The 15518-nt window shown below is 60.3% G+C and carries 16 protein-coding genes and 3 pseudogenes; 6 read left to right on the forward strand and 13 right to left on the reverse strand.

The genetic code is table 11. The features are described from left to right. Positions 1-6: 6 nt before the first annotated feature. The 4 genes and pseudogenes from SB822_RS45270 to SB822_RS45285 all read right to left on the reverse strand — a co-directional run. On the reverse strand, positions 7-354 hold the full coding sequence (locus SB822_RS45270) for a ParB/Srx family N-terminal domain-containing protein (protein ID WP_410857759.1): 348 nt from the start codon (positions 352-354) through the stop codon (positions 7-9). 286 nt (positions 355-640) lie between these two features. Continuing rightward, the gene (locus tag SB822_RS45275; protein ID WP_410857732.1) at positions 641-1006 is read right to left on the reverse strand and encodes an Hsp20/alpha crystallin family protein; all 366 of its coding nucleotides are present in this window, start codon (positions 1004-1006) and stop codon (positions 641-643) included. Between the two features lie 54 nt (positions 1007-1060). Beyond that, positions 1061-1500, reverse strand: a pseudogene (locus SB822_RS45280) (Hsp20/alpha crystallin family protein). A 294-nt stretch (positions 1501-1794) separates the two neighbouring features. Then, positions 1795-2940 (reverse strand): annotated as a pseudogene (locus tag SB822_RS45285) (IS3 family transposase); the annotation flags it as partial. Between the two features lie 960 nt (positions 2941-3900). On the opposite strand from SB822_RS45285, the pseudogene SB822_RS45290 reads away from it, so the two are divergent. Then, positions 3901-4764, forward strand: a pseudogene (locus SB822_RS45290) (IS5 family transposase); the annotation flags it as partial. Positions 4765-4892: 128 nt separating this feature from the next. Here SB822_RS45290 and SB822_RS45295 read toward each other — a convergent pair. Continuing rightward, positions 4893-5267 carry a MoaF-related domain-containing protein gene (locus SB822_RS45295; protein ID WP_410857760.1) on the reverse strand — a complete coding sequence of 125 codons (375 nt, stop codon included), beginning with the start codon at positions 5265-5267 and terminating at the stop codon, positions 4893-4895. A 166-nt stretch (positions 5268-5433) separates the two neighbouring features. Continuing rightward, positions 5434-6078, reverse strand: coding sequence for a hydrolase (locus SB822_RS45300; RefSeq protein ID WP_410857733.1), 645 nt, complete (start codon positions 6076-6078; stop codon positions 5434-5436). A 146-nt stretch (positions 6079-6224) separates the two neighbouring features. On the opposite strand from SB822_RS45300, the gene SB822_RS45305 reads away from it, so the two are divergent. The 4 genes from SB822_RS45305 (at position 6225) to SB822_RS45320 (ending at position 9357) form a co-directional block, all read left to right on the forward strand. Next, entirely contained in the window at positions 6225-7097 is an 873-nt protein-coding gene (locus SB822_RS45305) for a LysR family transcriptional regulator (RefSeq protein ID WP_410857734.1), read from the forward strand. Between the two features lie 370 nt (positions 7098-7467). Then, positions 7468-7611, forward strand: coding sequence for a hypothetical protein (locus tag SB822_RS45310; protein WP_410857735.1), 144 nt, complete (start codon positions 7468-7470; stop codon positions 7609-7611). 19 nt (positions 7612-7630) lie between these two features. Beyond that, positions 7631-9124 carry an acyl-CoA synthetase gene (locus SB822_RS45315; RefSeq protein WP_410857736.1) on the forward strand — a complete coding sequence of 498 codons (1494 nt, stop codon included), beginning with the start codon at positions 7631-7633 and terminating at the stop codon, positions 9122-9124. 17 nt (positions 9125-9141) lie between these two features. Further along, the gene (locus tag SB822_RS45320; RefSeq protein ID WP_410857737.1) at positions 9142-9357 is read left to right on the forward strand and encodes a hypothetical protein; all 216 of its coding nucleotides are present in this window, start codon (positions 9142-9144) and stop codon (positions 9355-9357) included. Positions 9358-9821: 464 nt separating this feature from the next. On the opposite strand, the gene SB822_RS45325 is transcribed toward SB822_RS45320, so the two are convergent. The 4 genes from SB822_RS45325 to SB822_RS45340 all read right to left on the reverse strand — a co-directional run bounded on the left by SB822_RS45325 (position 9822) and on the right by SB822_RS45340 (position 13199). After that, on the reverse strand, positions 9822-10421 hold the full coding sequence (locus SB822_RS45325; RefSeq protein WP_410857738.1) for a hypothetical protein: 600 nt from the start codon (positions 10419-10421) through the stop codon (positions 9822-9824). A 507-nt stretch (positions 10422-10928) separates the two neighbouring features. Beyond that, entirely contained in the window at positions 10929-11480 is a 552-nt protein-coding gene (locus tag SB822_RS45330) for a hypothetical protein (protein WP_410857739.1), read from the reverse strand. Positions 11481-11491: 11 nt separating this feature from the next. Further along, complete coding sequence (locus SB822_RS45335) at positions 11492-12517, reverse strand: PIN domain-containing protein (RefSeq protein ID WP_410857740.1); 1026 nt, start codon at positions 12515-12517, stop codon at positions 11492-11494. A gap of 238 nt (positions 12518-12755) precedes the next feature. Continuing rightward, positions 12756-13199, reverse strand: coding sequence for an SET domain-containing protein (locus SB822_RS45340; RefSeq protein WP_410857741.1), 444 nt, complete (start codon positions 13197-13199; stop codon positions 12756-12758). A gap of 291 nt (positions 13200-13490) precedes the next feature. Here SB822_RS45340 and SB822_RS45345 point away from each other — a divergent pair, with 291 nt between their 5' ends. Further along, positions 13491-13769 carry an HU family DNA-binding protein gene (locus SB822_RS45345; RefSeq protein WP_410857742.1) on the forward strand — a complete coding sequence of 93 codons (279 nt, stop codon included), beginning with the start codon at positions 13491-13493 and terminating at the stop codon, positions 13767-13769. Between the two features lie 607 nt (positions 13770-14376). Here the strand turns inward: SB822_RS45345 and SB822_RS45350 are convergent. The 3 genes from SB822_RS45350 to SB822_RS45360 all read right to left on the reverse strand — a co-directional run bounded on the left by SB822_RS45350 (position 14377) and on the right by SB822_RS45360 (position 15419). Then, positions 14377-14643, reverse strand: coding sequence for a DUF1488 family protein (locus tag SB822_RS45350; protein WP_410857743.1), 267 nt, complete (start codon positions 14641-14643; stop codon positions 14377-14379). Positions 14644-14856: 213 nt separating this feature from the next. Further along, positions 14857-15186 (reverse strand): type II toxin-antitoxin system RelE/ParE family toxin, encoded by a 330-nt coding sequence (locus SB822_RS45355; RefSeq protein WP_410857744.1) that lies wholly within the window; start codon positions 15184-15186, stop codon positions 14857-14859. Further along, complete coding sequence (locus tag SB822_RS45360) at positions 15183-15419, reverse strand: type II toxin-antitoxin system ParD family antitoxin (protein ID WP_410857761.1); 237 nt, start codon at positions 15417-15419, stop codon at positions 15183-15185. The genes SB822_RS45355 and SB822_RS45360 overlap by 4 nt, the downstream gene beginning before the upstream one ends. Positions 15420-15518 lie beyond the last annotated feature (99 nt).

The raw sequence follows: 15518 nt of genomic DNA on the forward strand, positions 1-15518 counted from the left end.
AGCCACCTATAGCCGGCGAGTCCAAGGGGCTGTCTTCCTCTTCCGCCTGCGTCGCGGACTGACCGCCGACAGGCTCCTGAATTCGTCGTCGGCCAGTTGCTGCACGTGTTCGCGCATGTCGGAGAATGCCATCCGTTGACCTTGGGAATCGTACGGGTGCGTCCATCGATTGTTTTCCATGGTCAGCCAGAACTCAGCCTTGGACAGCGACGACACGTCTCTGACCAGAACGGGAATCCGGCTGGCAGCAAGGCGTAGTCCGGGAATGTGTGCGAGTTCTCGTCCTGTAGGCGTTTGCGCTGAGAGTGCAGAGATGAACCTGGAAGTAAATACTTCTCCGACCGACACGGGCATTCGTGCGGCGCACCGGGAAGCGCTGATTACCGCCGAGCTTGTGACGCGGGCAAGCCGGCGCCTCAACCCGTCCAAGGCTTTCACGAGCGACCTGCAACGTCGGCGGTGTTAAGCACTTTCTGTCGCACGGGTCGTTGGTCACGGACTGCATCGCCCTGCACATCGCCGTGCCGTTGGTCGCCTTGTTCCGCTTGTGCATGCCTTCGAAACTTCGTCCGCGACGCAGTCGACCGCGGAACGGCGGATACCTTTCCGCCGTTCAACCGTATGCATCGGGTAGTTGGCGTCAGCCTGTACGCACCTCAATGCGTCTCGGCTTCGCCTCGTCGCGACGCGGTATCGTCAGCTTCAGGACGCCATCCTTCAGGGACGCCTCAATCCGCGAGGTATCGAAGTCTTCGCTGACGTTGAAGCGGCGCGAGAAGTAGGGCGCCCGCACTTCGGCATGCGAGAGCGCCAGGTTCGGCGGCACGGGCACCATGGATTCCGCCTCGATGGTCAGACTGCCGTCGTGGACGTTGATGTCCAGCTTCTCTTTCGATACGCCAGGCAGGTCGGCCCAAAGCGTGACCGCGTGAGCGTCTTCGAAGATATCGACCGCGGGCGTCAGCGCGACGCGACGACGTGCTTCATCCGGTTCCGCGCGCGTCACCTCGTCCTGGTCGCGTTGGGCGATATGCGTGTTGTCGCTCGTGATGTCACCTCGTCACTGAACGGTAATGGCGCGGGGTCTGGACGCTTCGCGCTTGCCCACAGAAATCAGCAGGCAGCCGTCGACGTAGCGCGCCTGCACCTTGTCAGGGTCGGCCTGCTGGGGCAGTTCGATGACCCGTCGGAACGAGCCGTTGAAGCGCTCCTGCGCGTACTGCCGCGTGCCCTCAGGCAACTGTGCTTCGCAGGTCGTCCGCTCGCCGGCAATCGAGAGCAGACCTTTATCGATGGAGATATCGAGTTTCCCGGGTTCGACGCCGGGCGCAAACGCGACGATTTCTATCGTGTCGTCGGTCATGCCGACGTTGATATGAGGAAATGTGCCGAACTGGCTTGAACGAAGGCTGGAGGGAAGCCGCCGAACAGGCTGGACATCTGGCGTTGCAGCCGGTCCAGTTCACTGAAGAGGTCGGCCCCAAAGTGAAGGTCACCCATGGTCGCTTTCTCCTCTGCGGCGAGGAGACAAACCGGCATACGCGCTTCAGTCCGGTTGTCCCGTGCCGCGGACCTACCCGATGGAGATTATGCGCGGCGCCGACACGTTTACCGAGAGTCTGTTTGGGGATGACCCGCTTCGGTGGACGGTTACGTAGTTGAATTTTGAGTGGATAGGTTACCTCCGTTTGAAGAGCTGCTGCGAGTTGTCCACGGCCGGTCGGCGGGTCGCCGGTCACGACCACGACGCCGGCCGGCGGTGGGCAACTCGCATGCCGATGAGGCGGGGCTTTGTGCTGCATGCAGCTGTTCGTAAATGATCGGCGAGCGATAGCCAAGCCCGCTATGAAGGCGAAACGGGTTGTACCACGCCTCCAGGAAGTGAAAGATCTCGCGCCGCGCCTGTTCATGCGTGGCGAAGTGCGTGCGCGCAAGCAATTCACATTCAAGTGTGGCGAAGAAGGCTTCGCACATGGCGTTGTCAAAGCAGTCGCCAACGCTGCCCATGGACGGACGCACGCCAGCCTCGCGGCAGCGACGGCCGAAGGCAATGGACGTGTATTGGCACCCCTGATCGGAATGGTGGATGACACCGTCGGGACGGCGTTGCGCCAATGCCATGTCCAGTGCCCGCAGCATCAATTCGGTGTACAGATGACATGACATCGACCAGCCCACAATACGACGACTGAACACATCCAGCACCACGGCCAGATACAGAAACCCTTCGCCAGTCGGTACATAGGTCGCGTCGGCGACCCACAGCCGGTCTGGCGCGTCGGCGCTAAAGTGGCGTTGTACCAGGTCGGGGGCCGGCCGCGCATCGGGCTGGCGCCGCGTGGTGGTGATCCAGCGCCGCCGGCTCACGCCGCACAGACCCGCAATCCGCATCAGGCGGGCGACCCGCTTGCGCCCCACATGAACGCCCTGGTGGACCAGTTCGGCGTAAATGCGAGGCATCCCATAGGTGCCGCGCGAGCGCGTGTGAATCGCATGAATGCGCGCCAGCAGATCTGCATCACTGCGTGCCCGTTTCGAGGGTCCGCGTCCAAGCCACGCATAAAAGCCGCTGGTGGAGACCTTGAGCAGCCGCGCCATGGTGGTAACGGGCCAGGTGGCCTGATTCGCTTTCATGAACTCGAACCCTTGTCGGGCACGGTCCCGGTCTCCCGGGCGAACCAGGCCGCCGCTTTTGACAAGATATCCCGCTCAACCTCGAGCTGGCGAACCTTGCGGCGCAAGCGCGTCAGTTCCTCGCGCTCGGCCGTGGTCAGTCCGTCGTGCCGTCTGCCTGCGTCACGATCGGCCTGGGCCACCCAGTTGTAGATGGTCTGCGCAGTCGAACTCCTTCTCCAGGTCCTCGGGTGTTCGCCCGGCCTTCACCAGTTCGACCATCTGGGCCCGGAATTCCGCCGGGTACGGGGTGCGATGCTTCGCCATGGTGGGCACCTAGCGGGTAAGGAGACAGCATTGCTGCCGCCCCCTCCCCAAAGAACCGCCCAAGCGACTTTCACCGCAAGCGGCTCAGGCACGGCTAAAGTATCGCGTAACCGATACCGGCCTCGCCAACCTGCGCAAGCCCTTCGCCAACATCATATCGTTGATCCATCCCATCGCTGAGACGAGGGCGCTGAACTGCAGCAAGGCAGTCTCTCCAAGCTTCCCTGCATCGAACCTCAAATACGGGCCGGCGACAGCCACACCTCGCGGAAGTCTGCACCCTTTCGGGTCAGGGCAAAGTTCGAACCCCTATCCGTTCCATTACAGAGCGGCATTCGCTTTCTCCGCGTTCTCTTACCCGCTCCACCGACAGCTCTCCTCGCGGATTGCCTGCCATCTCGCCATGACGCGCGAGCTTGGCGGCGGGACGGGCTTACCACGTTCCCGTTTTTGCCGACCCAGCAACACCCTGAGCCTATCCGGTTAGCACCTGCCTATCCCCCGGTGGCGCTCTGGCGACGTGCGTTCAAAAAGGAGGAACACAACCGGCCACCCACCTTTTTGGTTAGAGCCTATCAGCAGCTTTGGCTCTTCCCTTTTTACGAGGTTTAACAGCAGTTCACTTGTGTTGTGCATACGGAATTTGCCTCGCCTCCACACCGCACGGCTGCTGGCAGTGTCGGACCTCCCTCGTCACCGAGCGGGGCCTGCTTCTGCGGAGTACTTTGTCCCCGAGGCTTCACACCCGATCGTTGCCAATCGCGCATGCCCGGGTAGGCAACTGTTGGTCGCACAACAGGTCGCAGCTTCAACCGTAATGAGTCAACGCTCAAATGCGACAAGACAAAAACGAGCTTTACCGCCAACTACATGCCGCTTGACGCGCGGCTGACGGCGACACGTGTCGCACCCTATTCCAAAGGATAGGTATCCACGAAACCGGGTCAACTCCACTTTTCCATGCGCAAGCTGGACGACTTCATTCCGCCGTCACATCCACTGCGTGCGATTCGCATCATGGCGAACGAAGCACTCGCGAAGAATGGACCGGCTGTTCGCTCACATGTACGAAGCCGACGTAAAGGGCGGGCGGCCGAGTATCGCGCCGGAGAAGCTGCTGCGGGCGATGCTGATCCAGGTGCTCTACAGTATCCGCTCGGAGCGGCAATTGATGGAGCAGGTGCAATACAACCTCCTGTTTCGTTGGTTCATCGGCCTGGCAATGGATGACGTGGTGTGGGTACCCACGGTCTTCACGAAGAACCGCGAGCGGTTGATCAAGCACGACGCCGTGATCGAATTCTTCAACGAAGTGGTGGCCATCGCTGAGAAGAAGGATCTGCTCTCGGGCGAGCACTTCAGCGTGGACGGCACACTGATCCAGGCGTGGGCGGGACACAAGAGCTTTGTGCGCAAGGACGGTGATGATCAGAACGACGGAGGCAGCAGCGCGGACGACTTTAAAGGTAGCAAGCGCAGCAACGACACGCATCAGTCCACGACCGATCCCCTGATGCGTGGCTCTACCGTAAAGGCAAGACGGCCAGCGAATTGCGATACATGGGCCATACGCTGACCGATAACCGGCACGGTCTGGTGGTCAACGCACGCGTGACACGCGCCGACGGGCGTGCTGAGCGTGAAGCGGCCAAGATCATGATCAACGACGCGCGGCAAGCGGTACAGGATGCGAGCGTAGAGATTACGCTGGGTGCGGACAAGGGTTACGACGCACAGGAATTCATCGAGGCCTGCCACGAGATGAAGGTTCATCGCATGAACTCGTCGCGACATGTCCGCGCCTGCGCAGGCCCGGCGATCGCCCCACGATGCGTGACCACCACCCGCGTGACGCGCAAGCGTGGCTCGAGTACGGTCCACAGTGGTGCCTGGCGCGGGCAACGGATACACCTGTCCACATTCGTTGAACATGGACAGGTAGCCTCCGTGAATCAGCCGCGCGATGGAAGGGTGTCGTTCATAGACCGCTTACGATCATCTGAGACCTTGTTAGCGGGTCGAGTGACCACCATCGAGCCAGTCATGCGCCAGAACTCGCCGCTGGCCAGCGTCACGAACGATTGGAACACACCGCGATCATAGTCCTGGACGTTCACTACCGTCGCACCGTTCGACTCTTTCCAACTTACAACGAAAACACTGTTGCCGATCGGCACGACCTGAATTTCAACCGTTTCGGTCCGAGCAAACTTGCCCTCCCTGATCGCGAAGGTCAGCTCGGTCGCCGACTGGATCGTCAAGTACACCTTGAAGGGCGGGTAGGAAACTTCCATCTCCTGTCCGACGGGAAAACCTTTCATCGTCATGTTCATTATTCCTTCAGCGAGGTATGGCACTGACAGCCAGAAATGGCTGCGGTTTTGCTCTGTTCGCTGGGCCGCGAACGTGATGAGAAGGGGATGACGCGCCACAGCCCCCTGACTGTATAAGTAGTCGTGCGCCCGCGCTGTGTCATTCCGTCGGAAACTAGACTCAGGCGGGAACCGGCGTGTTGAGAAGCTGCTGCTCCCAGAAATAGGCAATGCCGCTCCCGGCAGCGTGCTGGCCTAATACTTCAGTCATCGCGCCCGCAGTTTCGGTACGAGCCCAGTCGCGTTGCCACTCGGCTGCCAGCGCCAGCCAGGTCATCATGTTCGCCCCAGCCGCGATCATGCGCTGTATAGCGACCTGGTGCGCTTCCACGGACGTACCGCCTGATGCGTCTGTGATGACCGTAGTATCCCAGCCTTCACCGAGCGCCTGGATGACCGGCATCGCCACACAAATTTCGGTCCACAGACCAGCGATGATCAGTTGCTTCCGGCCCGTCGCTTTAACGGCGTCCACGACTTTCTTGTCTTCCCATGTGTTAATGAGGGTTCGGTCGATCACCTCTTGGCCCGGGAAAACGTCGGTGATCTGCGGGAAGAGCAAACCGCCTCGCGCGGCTATCACGCTCGTGAGGATGGTCGGAACGCCAAAGAGCTTGGCCGACTTTGCCAAAGCAGTCGAGGCGTTGACCACGGCCTGAGGATCGTGGCTGTTCAGGTTGGCGAGTTGGTACGGCTGGTGGTCGATCAAGACGAGTACTGAATCTTCCGGGCGGAGGAGTGAATTGAGGCCATTGCGAAATGTCATAAAAAACCTTTGTGTTTATGGAAAATGATGGGGTTTTCGTTGGAGACGCGCCGACAAGCAGCCGTCAATCGGATGTTGGCATTCCCTGTTTCGCGACGCTAGGCTAGAATTCGGCGACGCCCTGTCGCGCTAAATGGAACGCCGAATTGGACATCGAAGAACTTCAGACGTTTGTTGAGGTCGCGGACTCAGGCGGCGTCTCGCCCGCTGCTCGCCGTTTGGGGGTCTCAAAATCCATCGTTAGCCGGAGACTTTTGCGGCTTGAATCAGAGCTTGGCGTCCAGCTCCTGGCAAGGACAACCCGTGGCGCTGCTCTGACTGAAGCGGGAACGGCCTTTCGCGACCACGCCGCCCGCGTCGTTGCCGAGATCGACGCTGCCAGGGAGACGATTTCACCAGCCGGCCACCTGCGCGGCCGCTTGCGAATCGCAGCGCCGCTCACGTTCGGCCCGACTCATTTATCACCTGTTCTGGCAGAAATGGCCCGCCGTCACCCGCTGCTGCACATCCACACCTGCTACAGTGACCGCATGGTCGACCTGGTTGGCGAGGGATATGACTGTGCGATTCGGGTCGGCTACCTTCAGGATTCAAACCTCATCGCGAAGCGCGTTGGACCTATCTACGGAAAGCTCGTCGCAAGCCCTGACTATGTCAAAGCGCACGGCGCACCTGAAACACCGGACGAGCTTCTTGGTCACCAGGCTTTAATGCATGGAACGGAAAGCTGGCAGTTTATGGATGGCGACAATGTCATAACCGTTCATCCGCGGGGACGTTTCAAGGCTGACAACGCCATCGCTATCGCTTCCGCCGCAGTGGCTGGGCTCGGCCTCGCATGGCTCCCCGACGGCGTAACGGATCAATACGTTGCTTCTGGAGCGCTGGTGCCGGTCATGTGTCGTTTTCCACCCCCGACGGCGGGTATATATGTCGTGCGCCCGCCCGGTCTGAACCCATCAGCGAAAGTCCGGGTCCTAACTGATATGCTCGTCGAATGTTTTGACCAGCACGCCTAGACGCTTCGCGTCTCTGGGCACCTCGAGTTCAAAATGACCGATTGAGTAGATGCCGTAGCGTGCATGGCTTGTTTTCGATGAAGTCATGAACGTGCGCAGTCCTGTCAGGGCAGGACGCCAGCCGCACCTATGTACCAGCCAGCGGGACGCGCTCGATCGGGATTTTCAGGAGCGCTTCCGCCGCCGGGACTACAGCGGGTAGCTAACGCGGGTGCGCCGCTTGCCGGAACACGAGATGTCGGTGCAATCGTCGACCGGCGTGTACCGATCACGTGGCGCGATCGGGGAGTGGGAAATCTTCGACGCATGGCGAAAGCCGCCAACGGGCCCGCAAATCGGGCCCTGGTGACGCTAGCGATCCTCATTCTGTATGATAGCCGCGCTATCGACCGACAAGACCTTCCACGTTGTCAAGGGAGCGACCCACTACTACGCCGGGCGACCCGCGTTGCTGGCCGAGGCGACCTCCCTGATTTTCGACTGGCTGTCGGCGCGCCGTATGGGCGTGCATTGATTTTCCCCGGAGATTGCAAGTGAACCTCTTCCACCTGCTCGACGGTTCCGCGCGGCGCTTTGCTGACCGCGAGGCGGTGTTCCACGGCACGGAACTGTTTGCCACCTATGCGGAACTGCACCGGCGCGCACTGGCGCTGGCGAATGCACTGGGCAGCATGTACGAACCCGGAAGCCGCATCGCCATCGTCAGCGAGAACCGGCCGGAATATGTCGAGCTGATGTTCGGCGTTTGGGGGGCCGGCATGGTCGCCGTGCCATTGAACGCCAATCTGCATGCGAAGGAAGTGGCGCAGATCGCCGAGGATGCACAAGCCGCCGTGGTGTTCGCCTCGCCGAAACATGCGCTGCCGCTGGCACGGCAGTTGCGCGCACAGCTGCCGGTAGTGGCCATCGGCGAGACGGCTTACCAGCAATGCCTGGATGCCGCCCCTGCCATGCCGGTCGAGGTGCGGCCGGAGCAGCTCGCATGGCTGTTCTACACCAGCGGCACGACCGGTCGACCGAAGGGGGCCATGCTGTCGCACCGTAACCTGCTGGCGATGGCGGTGGCGCACCTGGCCGACATCGAGCAGATCGACGAGCACGCATCGCAAATTCATGCCGCGCCGATGTCGCACGGCTCGGGCATGTACATACCGGCCTACATCGCGCGTGGCGCGCGGCAGGTGATTCCCACTTCGGGTGCGTTCGAGCCGGACGAATTCCTCGCGCTGTGCAACGTGCATGCATCTTGCGGCGCTTTTCTCGCGCCGACGATGGTGCAACGCCTGCGGCAGGAGGTCGAGCGCAGCGGGCTGCGTCCCCGCCACCTGCGCTGCATCGTCTATGGCGGCGGACCGATGTACGTCAATGAGCTGACAAAATCCATCAAAACCTTCGGCCACGTATTTGCACAAATCTACGGCCAGGGCGAAGCGCCGATGACGATCACCGGCATGCGCTGTAGCGACCACGTGGACGCCGGCGCGAACGTGCTCGGTTCGGTTGGTTGGCCGCGCACCGGTGTCGAGGTCAGGGTCGTCGACGGCAAGGACCGGGATCTGCCCGCTGGCGAAATCGGCGAGATCGTCTGCCGCGGCGACGTAGTGATGGCGGGCTACTGGAACAATCCGGTGGCGACGGCGGACGCCCTGCGCGGAGGATGGCTGCATACCGGCGACATGGGCTCCTTCGACGAGCGCGGCTGCCTGACGCTGCGTGACCGCTCGAAGGATGTGGTGATCAGTGGTGGCAGCAACATCTATCCGCGCGAAGTCGAGGAAGTGCTGCTGCGTCATCCCGGCGTGGCCGAAGTATGTGTGGTCGGCGCGCCGGACCCGGAGTGGGGCGAGATTGTCGTCGCCTTCATCGTGCCCAGCGGCGGCGCGTCGGTGACGCAGGAGGAACTGGACGCGCATTGCCTGGCCAACATCGCGCGCTTCAAGCGACCCAAGCGCTACCTCTTCATCGACGAGTTGCCCAAGAACAGTACGGGCAAGGTGCTGAAACGCGAATTGCGCAAGCAGATCTGAATACCGGAGGAGTCTACATGGCAACCGCAATCGCCGGCTGGGCGCATACGCCCTTCGGCACGTACGACAACGAGAGCGTGGAGAGCCTGATCGTCAGGGTGACGAACGCGGTCAACGACTGTCTTTACCCGTTGCAGCAAGCCTTTTACGCGCCGCCTTTTCTCGACATGCACAACCGCATGAAAGAGGCGCTCGTCATACTGGGACAATTCAGGAGCGCGTCTACAAGGTAGGGGCCGCCGCCACGTTCTATGCGGGTGTCGTCTTCAGTCTGGTGACAATTGTGCTGCTTCTTTCTGGCAAGGCACCGGATACCCGGGCAGCGATGCAATGACGGTCTTTTTGCTTTGACACGTAGTGCGTTTGATGCCCCCGGGATTCGACGTCCGCTTTGGATTAGTACACAGACGCTCGCCGAGAAGGTCTGAAATTCCGAGATGGGTCGTGTGCCGCCGAATCGCCGACAGTCAAGGTCGGGGCGAAATATGCGTATTGTGTGAGACTGCACCCGGCCATGAGGCGACGCTCGCTCGACAGTGACATATGGCGGAAACTCGATGCGTTTCCGTCATTCGCCCCATCGGATGTCGGCTATCCGCGAAAGCGTGAACGAATTCGCTCGCCTAGTGGCGCGAGCCAAGTAGCGCCGCTTCGATCTTGACGGCGTGTTCGGCGGATCGATGGGTCTTGACAAGGCCTATGCTGCAACTTCCCGCTTTTGTGCTGCGACGCGATAGGCGTGGGACAAGCGAAGCGTTGCTTGGTCCTGAAGAATGAAATAGGCGTCTTCAATACCGACCAACCTGACAACGTTGATAGCTCGCCAGTTTTGCGATGGCGAGATGCTGTGCGGAAAAAATTCATAGAAACGGCGACGAACGTCCGCTTCCACGTTGCGTAGTTCGGCGTGCAACGCCCAATACCATCCATAGACCTCAATCGGCACGCCGGTCGCCGTAACTCCAACCGGGGGTAAAACGGTGCGCCCGCTAACCTGAATGGCGAAATTTGCATGGTTTGATCGAAGGTTTTTGACTTGCTGCGGCGTGAATACCTCGCCAGTGATTGACTTCGCCGCGAAGTGAAGTTCGGGCCAGTTCCGGTCCACGACCTCTAGCAATCGTGGGTTGTCAAACAGGTTTGGTTCGTCGTGCGAAACAATGTCTATTAGATAGGCTGTCTGTTCCTTGATGCGCAGCAACAATAGTTCGGACGCGCCCCGCTTGCGGGCTACAAACCCGCGCTTGTCAAGCGTATCAATGGTGTTGAGGTGCAAATGGTGGATGCCCCAAGTCAACAGAAGCGTGTCCTGAAACGCAGCACGAACCGCTAACGTTGAAAGATAAGGGCGGACGCTTTGACCGTTCCGCAGTCGCGACACTATTTCGCCAAATGCCTTTCTGCGCGTCCTGTACTTAGGATTCTTGAATCTCGTCTGAAAGGCGCACTTCGTAAGGCACTGGTGGAATAGTGCGTTCGGCGCGCGTGTACAGCGCGGCGAAACGGTCCAGGGGGGTATCGCGTGGCTTTGGCTTGTAACCAAGGCTGGCTAGAAGCTGAACGGCTTGTGAGTCTGCGTCAGCGACGAAATCCATCGCTACAGGTAATGGCATACCGGATCACTGGAGGGAGGGTCTCAGGATTGTAACCGCCTACCGCTTTCATTCCGGCCCGCCACGCCGCGCGGGCGGGGCAGTGCATTTTGTTGTTGGCATCGGAGCGCAGCAGCAGTTCGAGCCGTTCTCCTGGCAGCAGCCAGGCGCGCCGCTTTTGCCGCATTCAGGCGCGCCACCCGTCCATGCGGTCACGGTTCGAATTGCTTCGTCGCCTGCACAGCCGCGCTGGCCACGTTGAGCAACTGCGCTCGATAGCCCGCTGCATATGCCTTCATGTCCCCAGGGTATTGGGTGCCCGAATGATCGGCTGACCACGTTGGGTGCAGGAAGTTGCCGTAGTAGTAATACGCGGCTTCGAGCGCGGGATCGAAGGTCGGATAGTGCGTCGGCTTGGCATCGAGGTCGTGATGTGCAGCCAGTTGATCGCGATAGTCCTTCATCGCTGAGTGATACTCCTCCCACTCCTCGGCGCTCTTGCCGACCGCTGCGAGCAGGCCCCCACGAAAAGCGTCATGCCGATCGTTGGGCACGAGCTTGGTCCAATGCGTGTCATCTGATCGGTTACCGAAGATCTTGCACCACTCGATCAGGCCATAGTCGAGCGACGCGCCTTGCATTACTCGCCAGAGGTCCACACGCGTATTGGGTAGCAACTCGTAGAGCACCCTTTGAAGCAGAACAAGCCGGACGGATGACCAGACGATCTGAATGTGCATTTCAACTGGATGCGGTTGCGGCATGATTACCTCCATCACGTATCAAGCATGTCCCAGTCGTCCCCGAGAATCCAACGGAGCGCGGATAGCTTGCCGTTGAGCATGCCCCACTCGAAGTCGCTCCACGGGCCAAGGTTCTCTATGCCAACCTCATCTTCGGTTCGCTTGGCGGCGGCGAGCGCACCGGCCCACACGCTATCCAGTATCTGGTCATAGGGGCTTCTGCTGTACTGTTCCTCGGGCACCACCTTGACCTTTCCGTCTTCAATTTCGGCGCGGCTGTTCCAGTGCCGGTTGTACCAGACCTGACGGAACAGCAGATGCTCGGCCTCGAGGATTTCAGATAGCCGTCGGGCGTCCTGCGAGTAGTTAAACTCGAAGTCGTGGTCGCCAAGCAGATCCGGGCTGTAATCCTTCAGGAACTCGACCATCGACGTCCAGTAGGCAGATCGCGGTGCTTCGAATAGGTGCGCAAGGTCCGCGTGCGGTCGCCGGAAGTCGCCTTCCGCGTCGCTGAAATCCTTGGTGTTGTGAGTGACGAACGCAGACGGCGTTTCGGCGGTCGCCGTCGAAGCTACTTCGATATAGATCTCCACAAGGATGGCGTCGCCAACGCTATTTTTCGACCGATGGTAGGGAGCCTGCTTCGCGAGTGCCCGTTCGGTGACACGCTGTTTCACGGCATCACTGGTAGCACGAGCCGGCACTCCGTTGAGCAGCGCGTTAATGCGCTCGATCGACTCGCCAACCGCATCATCATCGACCCAAATCCGGTGGTCGACCTCGTTTAGTCCAGCGAGCAGATCAGCTTTGCGAGCATCCTCACCGAAGCGATTGACGGCTTGCCTGACCAGCCGGAAGTGGGATTGGAGCCCGCGCCTCGCATCCTCGATGATGCGGGTCTTGTTACGATCGAACTCGTCCAGTACCTGCTGTGGGACGACCAGTTCGACCTCCCCGCTTTTGACTAGATCTTCAAGCGCGCCGATGACGGGCTGCTCACGAAAGTCTGTCGCGAGGTCCAGCCAAACGCAAGTATCAACGAAAAGCCGGATTGCCATGCCGTTCCTCTGTCGTGAGAATCCGAGAATTCTAAGGGAGTTCGCCCACGCTGACTAAGTGACTCAAACGGGTCGGCTACGGCCGGCCGCGTCGGGCGGCAGTCGTTTAGGTTTATTCGACGCCTGCCGACATGCGCGGAGGTAGTCAAATTCATGCGGCCGATGGCAGGCATCGAATAAACCTAAACGCAAAGGGGCATTCAGCATCGCCGGTAACAGTCATTCGCATCGACCGACGTCAACCATCTGACGCGCCGAGCATGGTTCGCCGGCACCCCGGCGAATTACACCGGCATGCATACTGTTCCCTGATCTCATCGGTGGGTTCGCCGTCGATGACCAGCGCATAGTCGATAAACAGTTCGCAGCCGGGCGCGATGTCGGCGAGCGCGTGGATGAAGACACGATCGCCCGACTCAATCGCTTCGCAGTTTGGTGTGCATGCGTGATTCAGGAAGCGGGCACTGTTGCCCCCGCGACTGCCATCAATCACCCGCCCGTCCGAGAGCCCGAAGACGAAAGTGTGGCCAGCGTCGGCGCGCTGGCGCGCGGCGGCTTGCCGCCAGGTGGTCAGTTCACCCGCGTACTCAATAAGCCGCTCGCCGGCCGCGATGGGCCGCAGCGCGAAGAGTCCCTTGCCATGCACCGACGAGCGTCGTGCAGTGATGCGTCGCTGTTGCATGCGTGAAGTCCGGCTGGGTGTCTGTCTGATCATCGCGGTTCAAAAATCAGTCGCGAAGCATATCGCTCCTTCCCCTGCAAACTCAACCCATACGAACATGCGCAACTAACTGTCTGGCGTGCCAGCATACGATCCGGCTTCGCCAGACAACCGGTCGACAGGAAAGGGGGCATCGGAACACAGTGGCGCTGTCCAGGACAACTCGCGGGTTGCCAGGCCGCCTCACGTGCGGTAGGGTGGCGTCCGGTCCGCCAGCATCGGGGATGTCATGGCTCAAAGGGAGACTCACAGATGAACAGACACGAACTGATTGATGCCGTTGCGGCTACCACAGGCGGGAGCAAGACCAGCACGGCCGAAGCCATTGATGCCATTCTCGAGGCCATGACGGCGGCCGTCATCCGCCGCGAGACAGTCCAGCTGGTCGGATTCGGCTCGTTTTCGACGGGGGCGCGCGCCGAGCGCGCGGGGCGTAATCCTTCTACCGGCGAGACAATCACCATTCCGGCGGCGAAGACCGTCAGGTTCACCGCCGGCAAGGCGTTCAAGGACGCCGTCAATGCCTTATGACATCGGCGGGATGCGACGGACTGGACGGCTGACACGCGAAATAGCAGATCGCCTGATCGTTTTCAGTCGTACCGCCTGCTTCGTTGCCGGACTCCATGCAATGTCGCCGCAGCCGGAAGATGCAGGTTATTCCTGACATTGGGTGCATGTTGAAGCACACCCGCCCTATCCGGCGGTGGGTATTTTTTTGTGACGAGAATTTTTCAGGCGACGCCTGTAACGGATAGCGGGTTGCGAAGCATGTCTATACGCGCAGCAGCCTCGCAGCACAGCGGTCGTGGATCTGGCTGACGAGTGGCACACGATAATTGAGGCGGCCGCCATCCGTAAAGAGTGACGCCACGGCGTTCTCGGTCGTGAGTCCGAATGTCACGAGGACGTCGGGTGCCAGGTCGACCGCCATGCGGACGATGCTGATACGGTCCCGCCATTCTGGACGCGCGCCGTTGGCGCGCATCCAGACGAGCAGACGAGAGACAGTTCGACCAGATGATCCGTCCGGAGCCAGTCGCCGGTGCGTGCCATGGCGACAAGTTCACCGACCACGAGGTAACACAGCATTTCTGCCCGTGCTTCATCGTCGAAGCCAATAGGCATGGCGACACGCTTACGGGCGCGCAAAATCGGCGGTGGTCAGTTCAAGGTGCGTGGCTGGATGAGCGAGTACCTTGCGCTCGGCGATCGCCCGGATACGGCCATAGCCATTGCGGAAGGCACGCAGGATCCGGATGTGATCGGCGTTGGCTTCAAGCCAGAAGCAGTCCTGCAGTGCCTTGATCGTGACCATGCATTCGACCGGGCCCTGGGGACAGGGAAGGCTGAACGATACGCCGCGGCCGGCAAGCACCTGAGGTTCGAATTCAAGGGTATCCATGGCAGTCTGCGAGCGATACGAGAAAGTGCGTGATCGATTGTTGCACAGGCGATGCGGCCTGATTATTGAGGTTCTACAGTTTCAGGTGAAGCGTGTGAATGCACTCACCTGTGCGCGGCACGCCGGTACGAACTGGCGCGCTGCCTTGACATCTGAACGGTTCAGATGCGTTCAAGTTAAGGTGCGGGCGCGGAGTGTCAGCATGGTGCGCATTTACCCATTTTCGTTGTGCAGCCACGCCGGAATATCCCGCACGCCGTCAATCACACGCCAGACCTCGACGTAATCACCGCGATCCACATAAAAGACAAGGTGTGGATAACGGTTAAGTGGCCATGATCTGAGCCCGGGCAGGTCGAGTTCGTAGGCATAGCGTGGAGATCCCATCGCAGGATTTTTCCCCAGACGCTGGAACGCCTCTTCGACAGCAGTGATGAACCCCAGTGCAGCGGCCTCCGAACCTTCCTCGAACAGGTAATGGTCAATCGCGGTTTCCAGATCCTGCTGCGCCTGTCGGGTAGGGACGACAGGTTTCGACTTCATTGACGCGCGCGACGCACGCGAGCGCGCAGTGATTCGAAATACGGCGCATCAACAGGCGCTGTCGGGCCCGATGCTGCGCCTTCCACGAGAAGAGCACGCAAATGCTGCCGCTGCTGGTCGCGGCGGATCAGTTCGCGGACATATTCGCTGCTGGTGCCGTAGCCCCGCTCGCTGACCTGTTCGTCGACGAAGCTTTTCAGCGCGTCCGGTAAGGAAATGTTCATCGTCGTCATACGACCAGCATAGCAGTTTTGCCAAACTTTGCCAAAATCGCGCCGTCGCGATGTGCGAGGGCTGACGCTGCGGTTTTCGCCAGCGTCGCATCGGTGATC

The organism is Paraburkholderia sp. SIMBA_054, assembly GCF_046534875.1.
GTDB classification, from domain to species: Bacteria; Pseudomonadota; Gammaproteobacteria; order Burkholderiales; family Burkholderiaceae; genus Paraburkholderia; species Paraburkholderia hospita.

Excerpts from the sequence above, each read along its gene's own strand:
- SB822_RS45270 (WP_410857759.1), bottom strand. The coding sequence starts at position 354 with ATGCCCGTGTCGGTCGGAGAAGTATTTACTTCCAGGTTCATCTCTGCA.
- SB822_RS45295 (WP_410857760.1), bottom strand. The coding sequence starts at position 5,267 with ATGACGATGAAAGGTTTTCCCGTCGGACAGGAGATGGAAGTTTCCTAC.
- SB822_RS45300 (WP_410857733.1), bottom strand. The coding sequence starts at position 6,078 with ATGACATTTCGCAATGGCCTCAATTCACTCCTCCGCCCGGAAGATTCA.
- SB822_RS45310 (WP_410857735.1), top strand. The coding sequence starts at position 7,468 with ATGATAGCCGCGCTATCGACCGACAAGACCTTCCACGTTGTCAAGGGA.
- SB822_RS45320 (WP_410857737.1), top strand. The coding sequence starts at position 9,142 with ATGGCAACCGCAATCGCCGGCTGGGCGCATACGCCCTTCGGCACGTAC.
- SB822_RS45330 (WP_410857739.1), bottom strand. The coding sequence starts at position 11,480 with ATGCCGCAACCGCATCCAGTTGAAATGCACATTCAGATCGTCTGGTCA.
- SB822_RS45335 (WP_410857740.1), bottom strand. The coding sequence starts at position 12,517 with ATGGCAATCCGGCTTTTCGTTGATACTTGCGTTTGGCTGGACCTCGCG.
- SB822_RS45340 (WP_410857741.1), bottom strand. The coding sequence starts at position 13,199 with ATGCAACAGCGACGCATCACTGCACGACGCTCGTCGGTGCATGGCAAG.
- SB822_RS45345 (WP_410857742.1), top strand. The coding sequence starts at position 13,491 with ATGAACAGACACGAACTGATTGATGCCGTTGCGGCTACCACAGGCGGG.
- SB822_RS45350 (WP_410857743.1), bottom strand. The coding sequence starts at position 14,643 with ATGGATACCCTTGAATTCGAACCTCAGGTGCTTGCCGGCCGCGGCGTA.
- SB822_RS45355 (WP_410857744.1), bottom strand. The coding sequence starts at position 15,186 with ATGAAGTCGAAACCTGTCGTCCCTACCCGACAGGCGCAGCAGGATCTG.
- SB822_RS45360 (WP_410857761.1), bottom strand. The coding sequence starts at position 15,419 with ATGACGACGATGAACATTTCCTTACCGGACGCGCTGAAAAGCTTCGTC.